15 protein-coding genes and 4 pseudogenes are annotated in these 17,246 nt (G+C 60.8%); 9 read left to right on the forward strand and 10 right to left on the reverse strand.

The window, feature by feature from the left end; genetic code table 11:
- Positions 1–180: 180 nt before the first annotated feature.
- Positions 181–339, forward strand: a pseudogene (locus BCR55_RS33870) (transposase); the annotation flags it as partial.
- A pseudogene (locus tag BCR55_RS11480) lies at positions 325–893 on the forward strand (IS3-like element ISBam2 family transposase); the annotation flags it as partial. The pseudogenes BCR55_RS33870 and BCR55_RS11480, both read left to right, overlap by 15 nt.
- Before the next feature lie 44 nt (positions 894–937).
- Here the strand turns inward: BCR55_RS11480 and BCR55_RS11485 are convergent.
- The gene (locus tag BCR55_RS11485; RefSeq protein WP_006489043.1) at positions 938–2,320 is read right to left on the reverse strand and encodes an IS1182 family transposase; all 1,383 of its coding nucleotides are present in this window, start codon (positions 2,318–2,320) and stop codon (positions 938–940) included.
- A gap of 157 nt (positions 2,321–2,477) precedes the next feature.
- Positions 2,478–3,353, reverse strand: coding sequence for a transporter (locus tag BCR55_RS11490; protein WP_012492805.1), 876 nt, complete (start codon positions 3,351–3,353; stop codon positions 2,478–2,480).
- Between the two features lie 228 nt (positions 3,354–3,581).
- On the opposite strand from BCR55_RS11490, the gene BCR55_RS11495 reads away from it, so the two are divergent.
- Entirely contained in the window at positions 3,582–4,535 is a 954-nt protein-coding gene (locus BCR55_RS11495) for a helix-turn-helix domain-containing protein (RefSeq protein WP_006489036.1), read from the forward strand.
- A gap of 51 nt (positions 4,536–4,586) precedes the next feature.
- Here the strand turns inward: BCR55_RS11495 and BCR55_RS11500 are convergent, their stop codons facing one another.
- Both BCR55_RS11500 and BCR55_RS11505 read right to left on the reverse strand, forming a co-directional pair.
- Positions 4,587–5,636, reverse strand: coding sequence for a carbon-nitrogen hydrolase family protein (locus tag BCR55_RS11500; protein ID WP_012492804.1), 1,050 nt, complete (start codon positions 5,634–5,636; stop codon positions 4,587–4,589).
- A 743-nt stretch (positions 5,637–6,379) separates the two neighbouring features.
- Positions 6,380–7,171 carry an MBL fold metallo-hydrolase gene (locus tag BCR55_RS11505; RefSeq protein ID WP_006489005.1) on the reverse strand — a complete coding sequence of 264 codons (792 nt, stop codon included), beginning with the start codon at positions 7,169–7,171 and terminating at the stop codon, positions 6,380–6,382.
- A gap of 160 nt (positions 7,172–7,331) precedes the next feature.
- Here BCR55_RS11505 and BCR55_RS33770 point away from each other — a divergent pair, with 160 nt between their 5' ends.
- The 4 genes and pseudogenes from BCR55_RS33770 (at position 7,332) to BCR55_RS11520 (ending at position 9,443) form a co-directional block, all read left to right on the forward strand.
- Positions 7,332–7,460: a hypothetical protein gene (locus BCR55_RS33770; protein WP_021033494.1), complete on the forward strand. Its 129-nt coding sequence runs from the start codon at positions 7,332–7,334 to the stop codon at positions 7,458–7,460.
- Between the two features lie 64 nt (positions 7,461–7,524).
- Positions 7,525–8,647: pseudogene (locus tag BCR55_RS11515) on the forward strand (IS3-like element IS407 family transposase).
- A 228-nt stretch (positions 8,648–8,875) separates the two neighbouring features.
- Positions 8,876–8,998 carry a hypothetical protein gene (locus tag BCR55_RS33775; protein WP_006489040.1) on the forward strand — a complete coding sequence of 41 codons (123 nt, stop codon included), beginning with the start codon at positions 8,876–8,878 and terminating at the stop codon, positions 8,996–8,998.
- Positions 8,958–9,443 (forward strand): hypothetical protein, encoded by a 486-nt coding sequence (locus BCR55_RS11520; RefSeq protein WP_197535351.1) that lies wholly within the window; start codon positions 8,958–8,960, stop codon positions 9,441–9,443. The genes BCR55_RS33775 and BCR55_RS11520 overlap by 41 nt, the downstream gene beginning before the upstream one ends.
- A gap of 243 nt (positions 9,444–9,686) precedes the next feature.
- Here BCR55_RS11520 and BCR55_RS30605 read toward each other — a convergent pair whose 3' ends face one another.
- Positions 9,687–10,604: a LysR family transcriptional regulator gene (locus BCR55_RS30605; protein WP_006405735.1), complete on the reverse strand. Its 918-nt coding sequence runs from the start codon at positions 10,602–10,604 to the stop codon at positions 9,687–9,689.
- A 160-nt stretch (positions 10,605–10,764) separates the two neighbouring features.
- Here BCR55_RS30605 and BCR55_RS11525 point away from each other — a divergent pair, with 160 nt between their 5' ends.
- A complete protein-coding gene (locus BCR55_RS11525) occupies positions 10,765–11,568 on the forward strand; it encodes an alpha/beta fold hydrolase (RefSeq protein WP_006405734.1) in 804 nt (267 codons plus the stop codon).
- Positions 11,569–11,654: 86 nt separating this feature from the next.
- On the forward strand, positions 11,655–12,416 hold the full coding sequence (locus tag BCR55_RS11530) for a DJ-1/PfpI family protein (protein ID WP_006405733.1): 762 nt from the start codon (positions 11,655–11,657) through the stop codon (positions 12,414–12,416).
- Positions 12,417–12,707: 291 nt separating this feature from the next.
- Here the strand turns inward: BCR55_RS11530 and BCR55_RS11535 are convergent, their stop codons facing one another.
- From BCR55_RS11535 to BCR55_RS11555, 5 genes and pseudogenes are all read right to left on the reverse strand, one after another.
- Positions 12,708–13,535 (reverse strand): ABC transporter permease, encoded by an 828-nt coding sequence (locus tag BCR55_RS11535; protein ID WP_006488996.1) that lies wholly within the window; start codon positions 13,533–13,535, stop codon positions 12,708–12,710.
- A pseudogene (locus BCR55_RS11540) lies at positions 13,528–14,718 on the reverse strand (ABC transporter substrate-binding protein). Before BCR55_RS11540 ends, BCR55_RS11535 begins: the two are co-directional and overlap by 8 nt.
- Before the next feature lie 11 nt (positions 14,719–14,729).
- A complete protein-coding gene (locus BCR55_RS11545; protein ID WP_006489020.1) occupies positions 14,730–15,524 on the reverse strand; it encodes an ABC transporter ATP-binding protein in 795 nt (264 codons plus the stop codon).
- Positions 15,521–16,636 (reverse strand): acyl-CoA dehydrogenase family protein, encoded by a 1,116-nt coding sequence (locus BCR55_RS11550; RefSeq protein ID WP_006489046.1) that lies wholly within the window; start codon positions 16,634–16,636, stop codon positions 15,521–15,523. The genes BCR55_RS11545 and BCR55_RS11550 overlap by 4 nt, the downstream gene beginning before the upstream one ends.
- Complete coding sequence (locus tag BCR55_RS11555) at positions 16,609–17,175, reverse strand: carboxymuconolactone decarboxylase family protein (RefSeq protein WP_006489008.1); 567 nt, start codon at positions 17,173–17,175, stop codon at positions 16,609–16,611. Before BCR55_RS11555 ends, BCR55_RS11550 begins: the two co-directional genes overlap by 28 nt.
- Positions 17,176–17,246: the final 71 nt, after the last annotated feature.

Here is a 17,246-nt window from a genome sequence, read left to right on the forward strand (position 1 = left end):
GGATGTAAATGCAACTAAGTTCGATATTGGTCAGAGTGACTAGATCGAGCGAGAACGACATGAAGCATCGGCCACGACGGGGAATATAGATGTATTTTCCGCCGTGGCTTTTAATCTGCTATTGGAGCGGCCCCACGTATCTGAGGACACGAGGACTCTCTTAAAATAAGGGATAGTCTTGTGCCTATCAGTAAGCCTGGTCATTACGTGGAAAGCATCGAAATTCTGACCGAGCCGGAGCGCCGTCGGCGGCGCACGGCGCAAGAAAAAATCGCCATCGTGCAGGAAACATTGGAGCCGGGAGCATCGGTGTCGGCCGTTGCACGTCGGCACGGCGTAATGATTGAGCGCGAGCAACTGGCATTGCCAGGCGCACCCAACGAGGTGTGGTCAATCGATTTCGTGATGGATGCGCTTTCCAACGGCCGGCGCGTGAAGTGCCTGACCGTCGTCGACGATTTCACGAAAGAGGCTGTCGACATCGTCGTCGACCATGGTATCTCAGGTTTATATGTCGCTCGGGAGCATTGGACCGTGCAGCTCGCTTCCGTGGCTATCCCAAGGCGGTGCGAACAGACCAGGGACCCGAATTTACGAGCCGCGCGCTTGACCAGTGGGCATATGCGAACGGCGTCACTCTGAAGTTGATTCAGGCGGGCAAGCCAACGCAGAATGCGTACATCGAATCGTTCAACGGCAAATTCCGCGACGAATGCCTTAACGAGCACTGGTTCACGACGCTCGCGCACGCTCGGGCTGTCATCGCGGCATGGCGTCAGGACTACAACGAGCAACGGCCGCACAGTGCACTGAACTACCTTGCGCCGTCAGAGTTTGCGGCGAAACATCGGGCAACCGCGGATGCTCCTGCCGCTTTCCAGGAGCTGGTTTAAAGGGACTTTGCTAGAAGCCCATTGGCCCTATTGAAGGGGGCAGGTCAGAGGTTGTAAGCCAACACCTGAAGGCTCATTTCGGTACTCACCGGTCCAAGCTTGCGGGTCAGGAAGTGTGTGGCACCCATCCAGTGCTTGAGCGTGCCGAAGACGTGCTCGACAGTACTTCTGCGGATGGTCATTGCGTCTGGCTTGCGGTCCAGCCGCCGCTGCATGGATTCCAGTATATGTTCGTGCTCCCATCGTCGGATGCGGCGATAGTCACTCGGCGAGCAGCGCTCCTTGAGATGGCAACGCGGGCAGGCGCTGGGCCAGTACACCCGCAGATTCATGTCATGCTCAACAGTCGTGAATCGATGAACGGCACGCTCACCAGCTGGGCATCGATAGACATCGTCTTTGGCGATGTAGATGAAGTCGCGTTTTGTAAAGAGACCTTTCTTCCTGGAGGCCGACGTGAGTGGCTTGGGGACATACGCCTTGATGCCGGCCAGTTCGCACGCGCGGATATCAGGGCCGCTAAAGTAGCCCCGATCGGCTAGCACCTTCAGTCCAGACTTGCCCATCGCCTCCCTTGCTGCCAGGGCCATCCTGCTGAGTTGTCCATGATCGCCTCCGACATTGGTCACCTCGTGTTCGACGATCAGGTGGTGCTTCGTGTCCACGGCGGCCTGTACGTTGTAGCCTACCGTTCCGGTTCTTTTGCCGCCGCTGGTCATGGAACGGGAATCCGGATCGGTAAGGGATAGCTGTTTGTCCGGTTGCGTCTTCAGTTGCTCGCGGATCTGCTCGAGTTCACGCATCTGCTGGCGCAGGAGGGCAATCTTCTCGTACAGGCGCACGGTCTTGACATCGAAGCCTGTCGGGCTCGTCCGGTCCGCGGTATCAATCGCGTCGAGGTATCGCTGAACGCTTTCCTCAATCTGTTGCTGACGCTTGTCGATCTTGCCTGCTGTGTAGTTCCTGTCGCGGCTGTTCACGGCCTTGAACTTGCTGCCGTCGATGGCCACCATGTCGCTGGAGAGCAGCTTCAGTCCACGGCATAGTTCGACAAAGCGCCGGCATACGTTACGAATCGCCGCACCGTTATCGCGCCGGAAGTCAGCGATCGTCTTGAAGTCCGGTGCCAGCCGTCCTGTTAGCCACATCATTTCGACGTTACGCTGGCATTCGCGCTCAAGACGCCGGCTCGACGGTACACGGTTCAGATATCCGTAGATATAGACCTTGAGCATTACGCCCGGGTGGTACGACGGGCGGCCCGTGAGTGCAGGCGTAGCGCCGTTGAAACCGAGTTCCGCAAGATTCAGTTCATCGACGAACACGTCTATGATCCTGACGGGATTGTCCGGGCCGATGTAATCATCGACGCATTCGGGAAGTAGTGCGACCTGCTTGCGGTCATCGCCTTCAACGAATCGCTTCATGAGTCACCCGATCTGAATGCGTTGATTCAGTTTAGGCGATCAGTGCGTTTTCACACAGGCTCGGCCATGAGACGTCGAAGTCACAACTGGTCGACCATTCGAGATGGACTGCCGGCGCCGTCATCAATTCACCTCTGCCGTAACGGCCAGTGATCGGTCAGAACGCCTTGGCCATTCGCAGGTTCAACCTCAGTTTGTTTTTGGGCCCGTTGGATACGTGGATGTCCTGCCCGGCCTGAAGCTGTACCTGAAACGTCGGAGTGAGGAAGCGAGCGAACGTAACGAGATAGGTGTCGGTGGACAGGCTGCCGCTGGCGCCATTGCCGTCAAGCTCAGTGCGCCCGCCCGCCGTATGGTAGTAGCTGAAGGCGACCCGCGTGCGGCTATCGATCTCGTAGCGCAGGTGCGTTTGTAAGTCGAACGTCGGTGCTTGCCAGTAGCGTTGCCCAGCGTAGTCGTGATTTGTCGAATAAAACGCGAATTCCCCCGTTACGTCAAGAAAAAGCGGACCGTATACGCGTTGTGAATAGTTCAGATGGGTGACTTCTGACCAACGATGTGCCCCGATGTTGAGGCCGCCCTGGTTCGCGTCGTATGTCCCGAGAGGAAGCGACACAAATGCCGCAAGACTCAGGTAACGCTGCGAAGCCGGATCATTGATCAGCCATATCGCAGAACCCACGAACGGATCGCCAATGCCGTTCGATCGCAAACTGGCCGGCTCACTCATCCGTACGCTGCCGAATGGCAAGATGATTTGAGGGGTTACTGTGAACCCGAATAGTTTTCCATAGTGGATGAAGCGGGCGATGCCGATATCCGACTGAACGTGGAAGGGCTGATCGACGCGGTTGCCGCTTGAGTATGCGGCCGTGCTGTTGGCATGCTGGTAGTAGAGCAACGCTAAATTGACACCCTGGGGCAGCGCCACATAGTCTGCGGGATCTGTCTCCAGCACCACCGCGCTTGCGGGGCGGATTAGTGTGATGGTTGTAACAAGAAGAATTGCTACCTTTGCCGCAAACCCTTTCATGATTCGTTCTCCAAACAATATATTTCTCGTAAAAGACGTATGAAGGTATCCTTCCTTCAATGCTGTTTTGGATTGTCGGGAGACAATATTCCTTGCGAATTGGATCAACTTCGCATCAAGATTGACTGAGCTTTTCAGCTTGACACCGGTGTCCGAACATTCGCATAATGAGAGGCACGAAGGTGCAGCCGAATCTCGGTCTGGCTCTATCTCGATGAAGCGTCTGCCATGAAGCATTTCAGTACCGACGAAGCACCCGCCGCAGAGCAAGCCGACTATTGGTCGGCGGCCTTGGCAAGTTCCTTCGTCAAGCTCGACTTCGAACCGACTACCTCCCGGTCCGGCCGCCCCTTTACGGGCCATATCGATCAAGGATCCTTGGCATACGTCGACGTCGCGGTCGTCAATTCGCGTGCTCAGGAAGTGCATCGGACGAGCAGGCTGGTGCGGCAAGAAGATGCGGACTTGTTTCTGATCAGCGTCCAGGTAGCGGGGCGGGGAGAGCTGGAACAGGATGGCCGTCAAGCCGTCCTTTCAGCTGGTGATTGTTCGCTTTACGATACGACGCGCCCATATCATCTCAGCTTCCGGGACGACTTCGAACAGCTCGTATTGTCGATCCCGCGCGACCGCTTAAGGATACGAATCCCCGCTGCGGATCGTCTCACGGCCATCCCCATACGAGGGGTCAACGGTCTTGGATCGCTGTTTTTTGATTTGGTGACCAGTATCCCGCGAAATCTCGAGTCCATGACGGCGCAGGTTCGCGAGTCCGTCTCGAACAGCGTCCTTGATCTGGTTGCCACGGCACTCGCTGGCCTGCCGTCTCCGATCCCCGCGCCAGCGTCCAATTTGAAGCAGTTTCATCTCAATCGGATCAAATCGTATGTGATTGAGAACCTCTCGGACGCGGAGCTGGACATCGCACGAATCGCACAGACCTTGGGGATGTCCGTGAGTTCGCTCTATCGTGCATTTGCATCCGAGGGGTGTCCATTGTCGCAGTGGATCTGGGATCAGCGCCTGCATGCTTGTCGAAAGGCGCTGCTGGACGAATCGTGCGCCAACCTGAGCGCCAAGCAGATCGCAATGAGCTGGGGATTTAACGACCCGGCGCACTTCAGCCGGGCTTTTCGACGGAAATTCGGCGAGAGTCCGAACGCGTTGCGCACGCGGAAATAATCTGACTCCCGCACCGGCCATCCGGTGATGCGGGAGCAAGGCGCCTTCGTTTTAAGCGGGTGTGACGCGCTCGAGCGGCTCGGTTGGCTGATCGACTTGAACAACTGCAGTTGCCGGTTGCATTTCAGGCGCTGCCGGTTCCGCCCGGACATGGACTACACGAGATTTGGGCGTGGGGTCTAGCAGCAATCTGGTGACGTCGGGTCGCGAATAGTGGCCGGCAGGGTCCGCCGCAGCCTTGGCGAGGCTGATCACGCTCAGATCGATTTCCGCATAGAGAATGCCCTCGACATTCTCCGGTATGGGTTCGGCCAGCGAGCGGCCATCCGGCCCGAAGATGCGTGCATGGCCGCCGCCCGCTTGCAGCAGCGCGTGGTGCTCAGGCGTCGAGCACAGAAGCTCGATCATCTGTTCGGACACGACAGCGCTGGGTGCTACGACGAAGCACTGGCCCTCGACAGCATAGATCTGGCTGACGGCCGTATTGACTTCCGGGCCGAGCGTATAGGCTGCGCCGGCATAGAGGGAGAAACTGGGCCACGCGCCGATGTGCACCTGTTCATTCTGCGCGAACATCGCGTACCGAGTAAGCGGTTGCAGATGTTCCCAGCAGCATAGTGCGCCTACACGGCCCAGCTCCGTTTCGTGAACAGAGAGGTCACTCCCGTCCCCTTCGCCGAACACGGTCCTTTCGACATGGGTCGGCTTCAGCTTGCGGCGCGTGGAAATCGTGATCCCTTCGCTGTTGATGATCGATTGGGAGATGTACAACGAGCCGGCGTCACGCTCACTGAATCCCAGCACCACCATGATCTTGTTGCGAGCTGCTGCTTGTTCGATGAGACGGTATTGCTCGCTGTTGATGACAAGCGAATTGTCATGATAGCGCTGAAAAAACTGCAGACTCCAAGCCGGCGAGCCGAGCCAGGAAAACAACGGGTATCCGGGAATCCAGGTTTCCGGAAAGGCAATCAAGGTGGCACCGTTGCGGGCGGCTTCCTCGATGAGCTCGATGGTCTTAGTGACCGTTGCTTCGAGGTCCAGGAACACGGGGGCCGCCTGAACGGCAGCCACCACATAGCGCGGGTGATTGATGGTCATAACTGTTCTCCAATCAGGGGTGGTGAAGAAGATGGTACGAATCCACAAATCCACCATGTTGACCGTAGTTCCCGTTCAGATTGACTCTTCTGCCCGGATTGTGCAGTCACGTACGAGTACTTTGCGAAGCTGTCCGGTCCACTAACCTCGACGCAATGGGTTGGCGGAAAGGTCACTTGAGCTTGCTCTGTGATAGCTTTCCGTTCGCGCGCCGCAAACCCCTGCTCGTTCATATAACGACCTCCGTTCTCGACGTTTACGAATGCGAACGGGACTGGCGCTATTACTCAGCGCACGAGACCGGTCTCACATCGACCACGATAAGGCTAGTGCAAGGCGCCAACCTGAGTTGGAAAGGCAGGACGCCGCGATATCGCGTCGGCGGTATTGCGTCGTCGCGAACGTGTCGATTGCTCCGACACCTATCGTCACTCTTCCAAGTTAGACGTGTCGTCGATCAATTGATAGATCGGTTGTCCTGAGTTATTCGAAAACGACAGCCGGTCGCCTCACTCGCATGAACAACCTGCTCCAGCGCGTAGACGGTCGCTCTGTATCGAATGCGGAGAGAATGTCGACACCGGCACGCATACCGTTGCATCGTCCGGCGGGCCTTGACCTCGCGCACCAAAAATCAACACCTGAACGAGTGGGGCGGCTCTTGCACTCTCTGGCAGCTCGTCGAAAAGTCGTTGGCGGTGAGCGTCATCGGCAGAAACGGGGCCGCACTGTGACCTGTACTGTCAGTCAGCAATCAGCGCTACCTTGCGCTTCGAGCAGGAGCACCCGACGGGCTGCATCCCGTAGCGGGGCCCCGGCGCCAATTGCTGCAGCGATTTGGCGTGCCGGCGTACCTCTTCGGCGCCAAGCGGTCCGCCATGGCCCATGTGGAACCGTTTCATCCCGGTGTTGACCATGCCCAACAGCTCCACGGTGACAGCTTGCGGATCTTCTTCGAAAGGCGGACGCATCGCGTGGCCGGTGCGCATCATGCCGCCGATGAGGATGCCCGAAGCGAGCAAATCCCCGACCAGCGCTTCACCGCTCACCAGTTCGACCGACACAGAGCCATCAGTATGTCCGGGAGTGTGCCGCACCACGCCGTCGAGACCATAGGGGCTGAGATCGACACTCGCATCGTCTTGCAGCAAGATGTCGGGCGTGAATGCGGTGTACGGCTCTCCGGGCAGCCCCGACCGCAGAAACAGCGGACCCCACCAATGGGCCACGCAGTACGTCATCTCCTTACGTCGCTCGTAGTAGTCGAGGTCTCCAGCGTGCGCCAGAATCGGTGCTCCACTCAGTTGGCGCACTTGCGCTGCCGAACCGGCGTGGTCAGTGTGAGCATGGGTGATGATGATCAAATTAATGTCGCGAAAGCTGCGACCGTGCTTCTTGAGCACGCGCCCAATTTTGTCAACCGAGCCGGGAATGCCCGTGTCGACTAACACGCAGCCCTTGGAGCTGATGACCAGGTGGCAATGAACCATCCCAAATGGAAGGATTGAGATAGTAATGATCTGAGGTTTGTCCATGATTTCGATCCGTGTCGGTTTGCTTGTTCGAGGGTGCCAACGTCGAGCGAGGCACACCAACCCATGTAACCGATTATCGTCCCGGTCATCGACGTGGGTGTATGTCAATATTGACTATAATTAGGTGAAAATGGTCACTCGATGCGTTTTCAGGAAGCCCATGAAGAACGTGCGGATTGCGGTCCTTGCCTATGACGGATGCATGCCAACGCAGCTCTTTGGTATCGCCGACGTATTCCGCATCGCCGGCGACATTGACGGCAGTATTGGAAGAAAGCGACGCGTCTGACCTGCCCCCTGCAAACAGGGCCAGCTGGAGTCTAGTAAAGTTCGTTTTCGGAGAGAAGACGAACATGAAGAAGCGCTTTACGGAACAGCAAATCATCGGGTTTCTGAAGGAAGCCGAGGCCGGTATGCCGGTCAAGGAACTGTGCAGGAAGCACGGGTTCAGTGACGCGTCGTTCTACACCTGGCGCGCGAAGTTTGGCGGCATGGAGGTCTCGGAAGCCCGCCGGCTCAAGGACCTCGAGGTGGAGAATGCCCGGCTGAAGAAACTGCTGGCCGAAGCAATGCTCGATATGGAAGCGTTGAAGGTCGTCGTCAAGGGAAAGCCCTGAGCCCGCAAGCCAAACGCGAGGCAGTGTCGGCGATTCGGGAGAAGGTCAACCTCTCCGAGCGCCGCGCCTGCCGGCTTGTCGGGCTTTCTCGCAGCGTGCTGCATTACGACGCGAAGCCGGACCATGAGAATGATGTGCTAGCGGCGCGTCTGGTGGAGTTGGCGCACGAACGTCGTCGATTCGGTTACCGCCGACTGCATGCCCTGGTGGAGCGCGAAGGCACGCACGCCAATCACAAGCGCATCTATCGCCTGTACCGTGACGCAGGGCTGGCTGTGCGGCGCCGTCGCAAGCGCCACGGCGTAATGATTGAGCGCGAGCAACTGGCATTGCCAGGCGCACCCAACGAGGTGTGGTCAATCGATTTCGTGATGGATGCGCTTTCCAACGGCCGGCGCGTGAAGTGCCTGACCGTCGTCGACGATTTCACGAAAGAGGCTGTCGACATCGTCGTCGACCATGGTATCTCAGGTTTATATGTCGCCCGGGAGCATTGGACCGTGCAGCTCGCTTCCGTGGCTATCCCAAGGCGGTGCGAACAGACCAGGGACCCGAATTTACGAGCCGCGCGCTTGACCAGTGGGCATATGCGAACGGCGTCACTCTGAAGTTGATTCAGGCGGGCAAGCCAACGCAGAATGCGTACATCGAATCGTTCAACGGCAAATTCCGCGACGAATGCCTTAACGAGCACTGGTTCACGACGCTCGCGCACGCTCGGGCTGTCATCGCGGCATGGCGTCAGGACTACAACGAGCAACGGCCGCACAGTGCACTGAACTACCTTGCGCCGTCAGAGTTTGCGGCGAAACATCGGGCAACCGCGGATGCTCCTGCCGCTTTCCAGGAGCTGGTTTAAAGGGACTTTGCTAGAAGCCCATTGGCCCTATTGAAGGGGGCAGGTCAACTATGATGGGTAGCATAGTGCATGCTACTATGACGACCATCATAATCGCCCAAGGGGACTTCCACGATGCTTACACGTCGCTCTGTTCTCGTTATCTTGGCGCTCCTGTCGCCCGTGTTCACCGCCTGCTCAACGCTTCCTAATTCCGCGTCATCATCTGCTTCACAAGGAGTTGCACCGATGTCACTCGAACAGACGCAGCAAGCAGTGCTTGGTGAATGGACCAGCATCGCACCGGAAGTCCGCCCAAGCGCCCAAAAGAATGCCGACGGCACGATCAAACCGTTTTATCTCCGCGCGTGACTTCAAAGCGTTGCCGGATAACCGGTTTGAGTTAACCGTTGTGACCTTTGCGGATCCTTATGGAAAGGCACCCCTTGCGCGGATGCAGATCAAGGGTCACATGCTTTGGCGCGGCGAGCACCCGATTGCGCCGGGCGCGCAGAAGGTGGATTTCATTGCTGATGAGGCCTATTCGGTGACACCCTTGATGCAAGGGTTTGCGAACGTGCTGAATACGGTCGCTTCTCATGGTTACGCGAAATGGGAGATCGGGCAGACTCAGAGCGTCTTCGACAAGGACTTTGTCCCTCTCGGTCTGTCAGCCGGAAAGTATTTTAAGGAATACGATCTGGTTTACCTTTCGCACGGGATGATGTTCTGGGGTGCTCGAAACATAGATGGTCGGGGCTTCGATACCGAACTCAACCGACCGACTAATCTGCAGATTCCGATGGTCCGGAAGTAAGGTAACAGGAGTCGATCCATCGGAGTTGAGCGCCCGTGAGAAACGGGCTCGCGGCAAAGGCGTCATTTGAGCTTGGCGCCTTTTCCTGGTGGATACCACAATGCAAAAATCACTGGTGCGACGTCGAGCGGCTTCACCACAGCTAGAAGTCGCGTCCAAGTGTGATTGAATCGCCGACGCCTGGGGCGATGATCAATTCACCGTTCTCGGGTGAACCCTTTGGCGTTTCGCCGCAGTCTCGTGTCACACCTGACGCCAATTGTCCCAGGATGGTTCGTCTCCAAACGACTCGACGAGATCATCAATGAATTCGCGAACTTTGAGTGGGACATGGCGCGTGCTGGGATAGACAGCCTGAATCGTCAATTCCGTCGTGCGGTACGTGGGCAATAAGGCAACCAGTTCGCCACGCGCAACGTACTTACCGAAAACAAACGTCGGGCCGTAAGCTATACCTGCGCCAGCAAGCGTTGAGGCAAGTAGCATCTGCATGTTATTTGCCGACATACGACAGGTTCCATCGATGACATGGGGCCGGTCTTTCTCGTCCCTGAGCGTCCAGTCCCCGCTCGAAACAGCCTCGCTGAAAGTAAGGCGTTGTGCTTGTCCTAATTCCTCCGGCGTATGCGGTGTGCCGTGACGTTTCAAGTACGCTGGAGATGCACACACAATCATGCGGCAGGGAGCAATCTTCCGCGCGACCATGCTGGAGTCGGCAAGCGTTCCAATTCGGATTGCAAGGTCCGCTCCCGTTTCTAGCAGATTCACATAACGATCGCTCAGCGAAACGTCGACATTGACATGAGGGTGGCGCTCCATGTAGCGCGCAACCACATTGCCCAAATGCAACGCGCCAAACGTGACAGGCGCCGCAATTCGCAGGACTCCGCGTGCAATGGTCTGAGAGTCACTTGCCTCGCGGTTTGCTTCGGCAAGGGCATCCAGAATTTGTACACATCGGTCGTAGTAGGCTCGGCCGACATCGGTCAGGTTTAAACGTCGGGTGGTGCGTTGAAGAAGTCTCGCATTTAGCGTGGACTCCAGTTCGCTGACGTACTTGCCGGCCATAGCTGCGGAAAAACCGAAGCGCCGCGCCGCCGCAGCGAGGCTACCTTCGTCAACTGCGGCCACAAAGACATTGATGCATGTGAATTGATCCATGAGCGTCTCGCCGATTCGATACCTACATTATCGACTGCATATCTCGAAACGTGAATTGTCTCTAGGGGCACCAACTTTTACGATGCCGCTACGGATTCAACGCTGGCGCAGTCAGCGTGGGTCGTGTCGCAATCGGTAGTGGACATGGAGTGCAGCAAGGATGGCAACGGATATTCAATCAAACGGCGTACGAATTCGCGTCGCCGACAAGGGGCATGGCGACGTGGCAGTGGTCTTCCTCCACTACTGGGGCGGATCGTCGCGCACGTGGAGTATGGTTACGGACGACTTGTCGAACGAGTTCCGGACCGTCGCGACCGATCATCGCGGCTGGGGGAACTCGGAGGCGCCCAAGGCAGGCTACTCGATCTCGCATCTGGCTGATGACGCGCAGGGTGTAATCGAGGGTCTGGGGCTGTCGCGCTACATTCTCGTGGGCCATTCGATGGGGGGAAAGGTCGCGCAGCTCATTGCGTCGCGTCGCCTCAAGGGTTTGGAGGGACTGGTGCTGGTCGCACCGTCGCCGCCGTCCCCGATGGCGCTGTCCGAGGAGCAACGTACGACAATGACGGGCGCTTACGATTCACGGGAGTCGATCAGCTGGGTGCTCGACAACGTGTTGACGGGTAGTCAGCTTGCTGCCGAGCTTCGTGAACAGGTCATCGAGGATAGTCTCCGCGGAGCACCGAATGCGAAGTTTGCATGGCCGAACATCGCAATGAAGGAAGACATTACCGCCGACGTCGCAGCGATCGATATCCCTGTCCTGGTGATCGCCGGCGAACGAGACCAGGTCGACCGTGTCGAGACACTTCAAGCAGAACTTCTGCCCCGTGTTGCGCACGCTCGGCTCGAAATTCTCCCCGGGGTCGGCCATCTGTCGCCTCTTGAGGCGCCGACCGAGATCTCTGCCCGCATTCGGAAGTTCGCTAACGAGCTTGGGGAAGGTCGCACGCGACACTGATCTGCCGAAGGGGCGTCGAGCGGTGCGACTTGAGTAGCCGGCCGGCGACGACGCTTTGTCTGGATTGAATTCGAAAAGGAAGAAGGATGAAAGACAATTTGCCGAGAGAGACGGACCTCCCGTCGGTCAGAGCTCTGCGGGAAGATCTTGCAGCGCGGGCGGAGAGACCATTTCGGGTTGCCATCGTAGTCGGACCGGGATTTATCCCGATGGATATGGTGGGCGTACAGACGGTGTTCGGGTTGATGCCCGGGGCCGAAATCCTATTGGTTTGGAAGAACTATGACCTCGTTGAAGGTTTCCCGTCGTGGTGGACCAAGCCGAACGAGACGTTTTCAACATGCCCGGATGTGGACGTGCTCGCGGTACCAATGCTTCCGCCTGAAATTCAGAACGATCCCGAGGTTGTCAATTTCGTCGCGGACAAGGCGAAGGACGCGAAATACGTTATCGGTATCTGCAACGGAGTAGTGCTTCTCGGCGCCGCGGGCCTGCTCAAAGGTAAGCGAGTGACGTCGAGCTACAACTCGCTATCGATCGTCGAGAGTCTGGGGGCGTCCGAGGTCGTTCGCGAGGGCGGCGGCACGGTCGTCGACGGGAACCTCTACACCGCTGGGCCAGGGATCGGCAGTTTCGAGGCGTCGCTGCTCGTCGCGGCGAAGGCGTTCGGCGAGCCGGCCGCACAGTTAGCGGAACTGATCATCGAGTATGACCCGCATCCGCCTTACAAGACTGGGACGCCACAGAGTGCTGGGCCTCAACTGGTCTCCGCGTTCGAGGGCATGATGGAAACGATGGTTCGTTCCTATCGCGACGGCGCAATGGCTCACTATAACGCTCTGCCTTAATAGGCTATTCGTGCATCGTGGGTCGAATAGATCTCCCGGGAACCGTGCTGGCCGACTGCATGATTAATCCCCGGCGTTGAGATTCACGAGGCAGGACACCTTTAGTTTCAAGCCGTTGATGTAGCCGATAACCCGAGCTTCGCGAGATACCTTTCGAGTTGGACTCGGGCACACATTTGCTAGAGCGAAGAATCGTACCCGACGTACGGTTACGATCTTCGCTTCCCACTACACATCTGAAGACGCTCGTCCGTTGGTGCGCGTCGCCTTCGGGATTTATCTTTGACCGTACTAGTGTCCCGGTGCAAGCAAAGCGCGGGCTAGCAACCGAGTGATGCCATCGAGTACGAAACCCAGCGCGCCGATGACGACGATCACCGCGGTCAGCTCCGCGTACGCGAGCCGGTCGCGCGTATCGAGGATCAGGTAGCCGAGGCCCGCGTTGACGCCGAGCATCTCGGCCGGCACCAGCACGATCCACAGGATGCCGATCGCGAGCCGGGTGCCGTTGAGCAGCGGCCCCGCGATCGCGGGCAGCACGATATGGACCAGCAGCTCGCGGCGGGTGGCCGCGAGGCTTGCGCCGAGTTGCAGCCAGCGCCGGTCGATCTGCTTGACGCCGGCCGCCGTGCTCATCAGCACCGGCCACAACGCGGCGAACCCGAGCAGGAAGTAGATCGCGCGGTCGCCGATGCCGAACGACATGACCGCAAGCGGCATCCACGACAACGGCGACACCATGCGCAGGAACTGGAACGTCGGCGACAGCATCCGCTCGACCCATTGCACGCGGCCGAGCAACAAGCCGAGCGGGACGCCGGCCAGCAGCGCCGCGCCGAGCCCGACGCCGATGCGTCGCAGGCTGACGAGCGCGTGTTCGAGCAGATGATCGTCTGCGCATAGCGAGCGCAGGCTGACGAGCGCGCTGTCCGGCGCGAACTGCCGGCCGAGCGAGCCAGGCTCGGTCAACGCATGGATCGCGGCCCACCAGACCACGACCGTCGCCACGAGCCCGGCCACGCCGAGCCATCCCGCGGCCGCATGTGCCGGGGAACGGGCGCCGCCGGTCCGGCGCGTGCCGGGTGCGGACGAGCGGCGGGTAGCAAGCGCATCAGACAACGACGATCTCCTCGCGGCGGAACCCGCCCGATTGACCGAACGCGGTCAGCCCGCCCACCGCGTCGATGCTCTTGCGCACGAACCGGTCGTCGACCAGGTCGCGGGCCGCGAACGCCGGATCGAGCGACGCGAGGAATGCGCTGTCGCCGTCGACCACCGTCCGCTTCAGCCGCTGCACCAGCGCCTCGGTATAGCTCGGGAACGGATACGGCTGGAAGTCGATCCGCTTCGCGTGCCAGTCGGCGTGGCGGATCGCGCCGCTCGCCCGATAGGTATCGGCCAGCGACGCCGACGGCACCAGCACGCGATCGAGCGACGCGAGCGTGTGCGGCGAATAGCGGTGCGTGCCGTCCTTCGACAGCAGTTGCGCGGTTTCCTGCGGATGCGAGCGCGCCCACAGCTGCGCCTTCACGATCGCGTTGACGACCTTTTGCGACCACGCGGGGCGCTGCGTCAGATCGTGCTCGTGCATGAACACGACGCAGCACGCATGGTTCTTCCAGACATCGCCGGTGAAACGCAGGATCTTGCCGATCTTCATCAATTCCGCGGTCGCGTTGAACGGCTCCGCGACGATATACCCGGAGATCTAGCGCGCGGCGAGCGCGGGCAGCATGTCCGACGGCGCCATGACGACGAGGTTGACCTCGTTCGCCGCGGGCGTGCCGCGCCGCTTGAGCACGGGGACGAGCCCCTGCTCGCGCAGCATGTCCTGCAGCACGACGTTGTGAATCGAGTACCAGAACGGAATCGCGACGGTCTTGCCGCCGAGATCGCGCAGCGAATCGATGTCGGGCGCGACCGTCAGCCCGGAGCCGTTCACATGGTTCCATGCGACCACCTTCGCCGGCGCGCGGCTGCCGTAGCGTGCCCACAGCGTCATCGGCGACAGCAGGTGCACGACGTTGACCTGGCCGGACAGGAACGCCTCGACGAGTTGCGCCCAGCTGCGCAGCAGCTTGGGTTGCTCGACCGTCAGCCCTTCGGACGCGAAATAGCCGTTGTTGTGGGCGACCAGCAGCGGGGCCGCGTCGGTGATCGGCAGATAGCCGATGCGAACCGGCGCATCCGGTTCGGCCGCGGCGTGCGCGTTCGCCATCGACAGCAACGGGGCGGCGCCCGTCGCGGTGAACAGGGCCGCGAGCTTCAGCCATTCGCGGCGCGACATCGGAATCTGGCACATGGATAGGGAGGTCAGTTCAAGGGATGGGGTTCGGACGCGTGCGGGCGCTTCATGCCGGCCTGCAACGCCTTCAGGATGTCGATGCGCATCGTGCCGAGTTCGCTGACGAACGCGTCGCGCGGATGCGGGAAATCGACCTGCCACGCGTCGATGAAGCGGCCCTGCGTGCCGAGCAGCACGATGCGATCGGCCACCAGCAGCGCCTCGTCGATATCGTGGGTCACGAGCACCGTCGCGCAGCGCGTCGTCGCGACGATGTTCAGCAGCAACTGCTGCATCGCGGCGCGCGTGACTTCGTCGAGCGCCGAAAAGGGCTCGTCGAGCAGCAGCGCGTGCGGCTGACGCGCCAGTGCGCGCGCCAGCGCCGCACGCTGCGCCATCCCGCCGGAAAGCTGAGCCGGGCGCAGCGACGCGGCGGCGTCGAGCCCGACTGCGCGCAGCGCCGAGCGGACGCGTTCGCGTTGCTGATCGCGCGTGAGGCGTTCCTGATGCGCGAAGGCAAGCCCGAACGCGACGTTTCTTTCGGTCGACAGCCACGGCAACAGGCACGGGTCCTGGAACGCGATCGCGATCCTCGGGTGCGGGCCCTGCAGCAGCGCGCCGTCGACGGACACGGTGCCGGATTGCGGCCGCTCCAGCCCGGCCAGCGCGCGCAGGAGGCTCGACTTGCCGGTCCCGCTCGGGCCGATCAACGCGACGATTTCGCCGCACTCGACCGACAGCGACACGTCGGCAAGCACGGTCGTGCGCGGCTCGTCGCCGTAGCCGAGCGTCAGGTGACGGACGTCCAGCAGCGGGGGCGTCATGCGGCGATGCTCCGCGTCCGCGCGGCGAGTTGCGCCTTCAACTGCACCACGCTCGGCGTGACGATCGGAATGAACGCCGCTTCGCGCCAGCGTCGCTCGAAGCCGAGCCCCGCATCGCGCAGATAGCCGCGGCCGCCGCTCGCCTCGAGTTCGAGGTTCACGGCGGTGGCCACTAGCGTCGCGAGCGCGATGCGCAGCTCGAACAGGCGGTTCGGATGCAGGCGCAGGCTGCCGTCGGCGATGCCGGCCGACAACTGCGCGCACGCGGCGGCCAGTTCGGCCGCGCACGATTCGACTTCGGGGCCGAGAATGCCGCGCGTCGTCTCCGCCGCGCGCCGCGCTTCGGCCAGCGAGCGCCGCGCGAGCCCGATCGAGAGCCCGCACTGCAAGCCGAGGAATGCCGGTCGTACCGCGGGCAGGAAGGTTTGCGCATCCGGATGGATCAGCCATGCGGCGTCGCTCGGCACGTCGTCGAGATGCAGCGCGGCGGTGTTGCTGCCGCGCAGCGCGATCAGGTCGAGATCCGTGCTGCGGGCCAGGCCGCGCGCGTCATCCGGAATCGCGACGATCGCGGACGGCCGGCCATCGTCGAACGCGACGGCTGCCGCCACCACGAACCGTTCGGCGCGCAGGTTCGTCACCCACGCCATCCTGCCCGTCAGCCGCCAGTCGTCGGCGCTGTCCGCGTGCCGCGTCGCGTCGATCTGAAGCGACTCGATGCCGCACAGATACTTCATCGCGTTCGACAGCCCGCTGGCGCCGGCGCAACGGCCGTCGAGCAGCGCCGGCAGCCGGCGCGCGCGCAGTGCGGCGTTCGGGCTTTGCAACAGGTACTCGATGAAGCTGCGCTGGCCCCACAGCACGAATGCCGCGGTCAGCGAATGCTCGGCCACCGCGGCGATGCCGGCAATGGCGTCCGCGGTGGTGCCGCCGGCGCCGCCGAGGCCCGCCGGCACGCCGATCCGGAACAGTCCGGCCGCCGCGAGGCGCGGCACGACTTCCGCTTTCAGCGCGGCGCGCGTGTCGAGCGACGTGGCGTTCGCGTCGAGCCAGTCGACCAGCGACGCGTCGAGTTCGGGCGCCGTCAGGCGGCCTGTGTCCGGGGTTCCCATCGGTATGCCGCCAGTTCGGGGTTGAGTTCGTTGCGCGACAGGTTGTTCGCGAAGTTGCACAGCGTCGCGAGGCTCACGCCCAGCACCACTTCGAGCGCGTTCGCCTCGGTGAAGCCGGCGGCCAGGAACGCGTCGAGCGCGTCGTCGGGCACGCCGCCGCGCGTCGCGATCACGGCGCGCGTGAATGCGGCGACGGCGTCGAGCCGCGGATCGGCGACCGGTTCGCCGTCGCGCAATGCATCGACGTCGGCGTGGTCGACGTGGGCCTTTTTCAGCGCCGCCGCGGTGTGTCCGGCCACGCAGAACGCACAGCCGTGGACGGCGGCCGCGGTGATCTGCACGGCTTCGCGCTCGGCGAACGTGAGGCCCGCGCGGCTGTTGATCTCCGCGACGGTCAGATAGGTTTCGAGCGCGACCGGCGCGTTCGCGAGCGAGCGCACGAGGTTCGGCAGGAAACCATTCGCGCGCTGCGACTTTTCCAGGAATGGCTGGCTGGGCGCGGGGGCGGTTTCGATGGTGGGCAAGGGCAGGCGGCTCACAGGATTCTCCGGAAAGGCAGTGAGATCATTGTCGAGGCGGCGTCACCGCCGGACAATGCGCGAACATCCGC

Origin of the sequence: Burkholderia sp. CCA53, assembly GCF_001685525.1 — a bacterium.
GTDB lineage: Bacteria > Pseudomonadota > Gammaproteobacteria > Burkholderiales > Burkholderiaceae > Burkholderia > Burkholderia multivorans.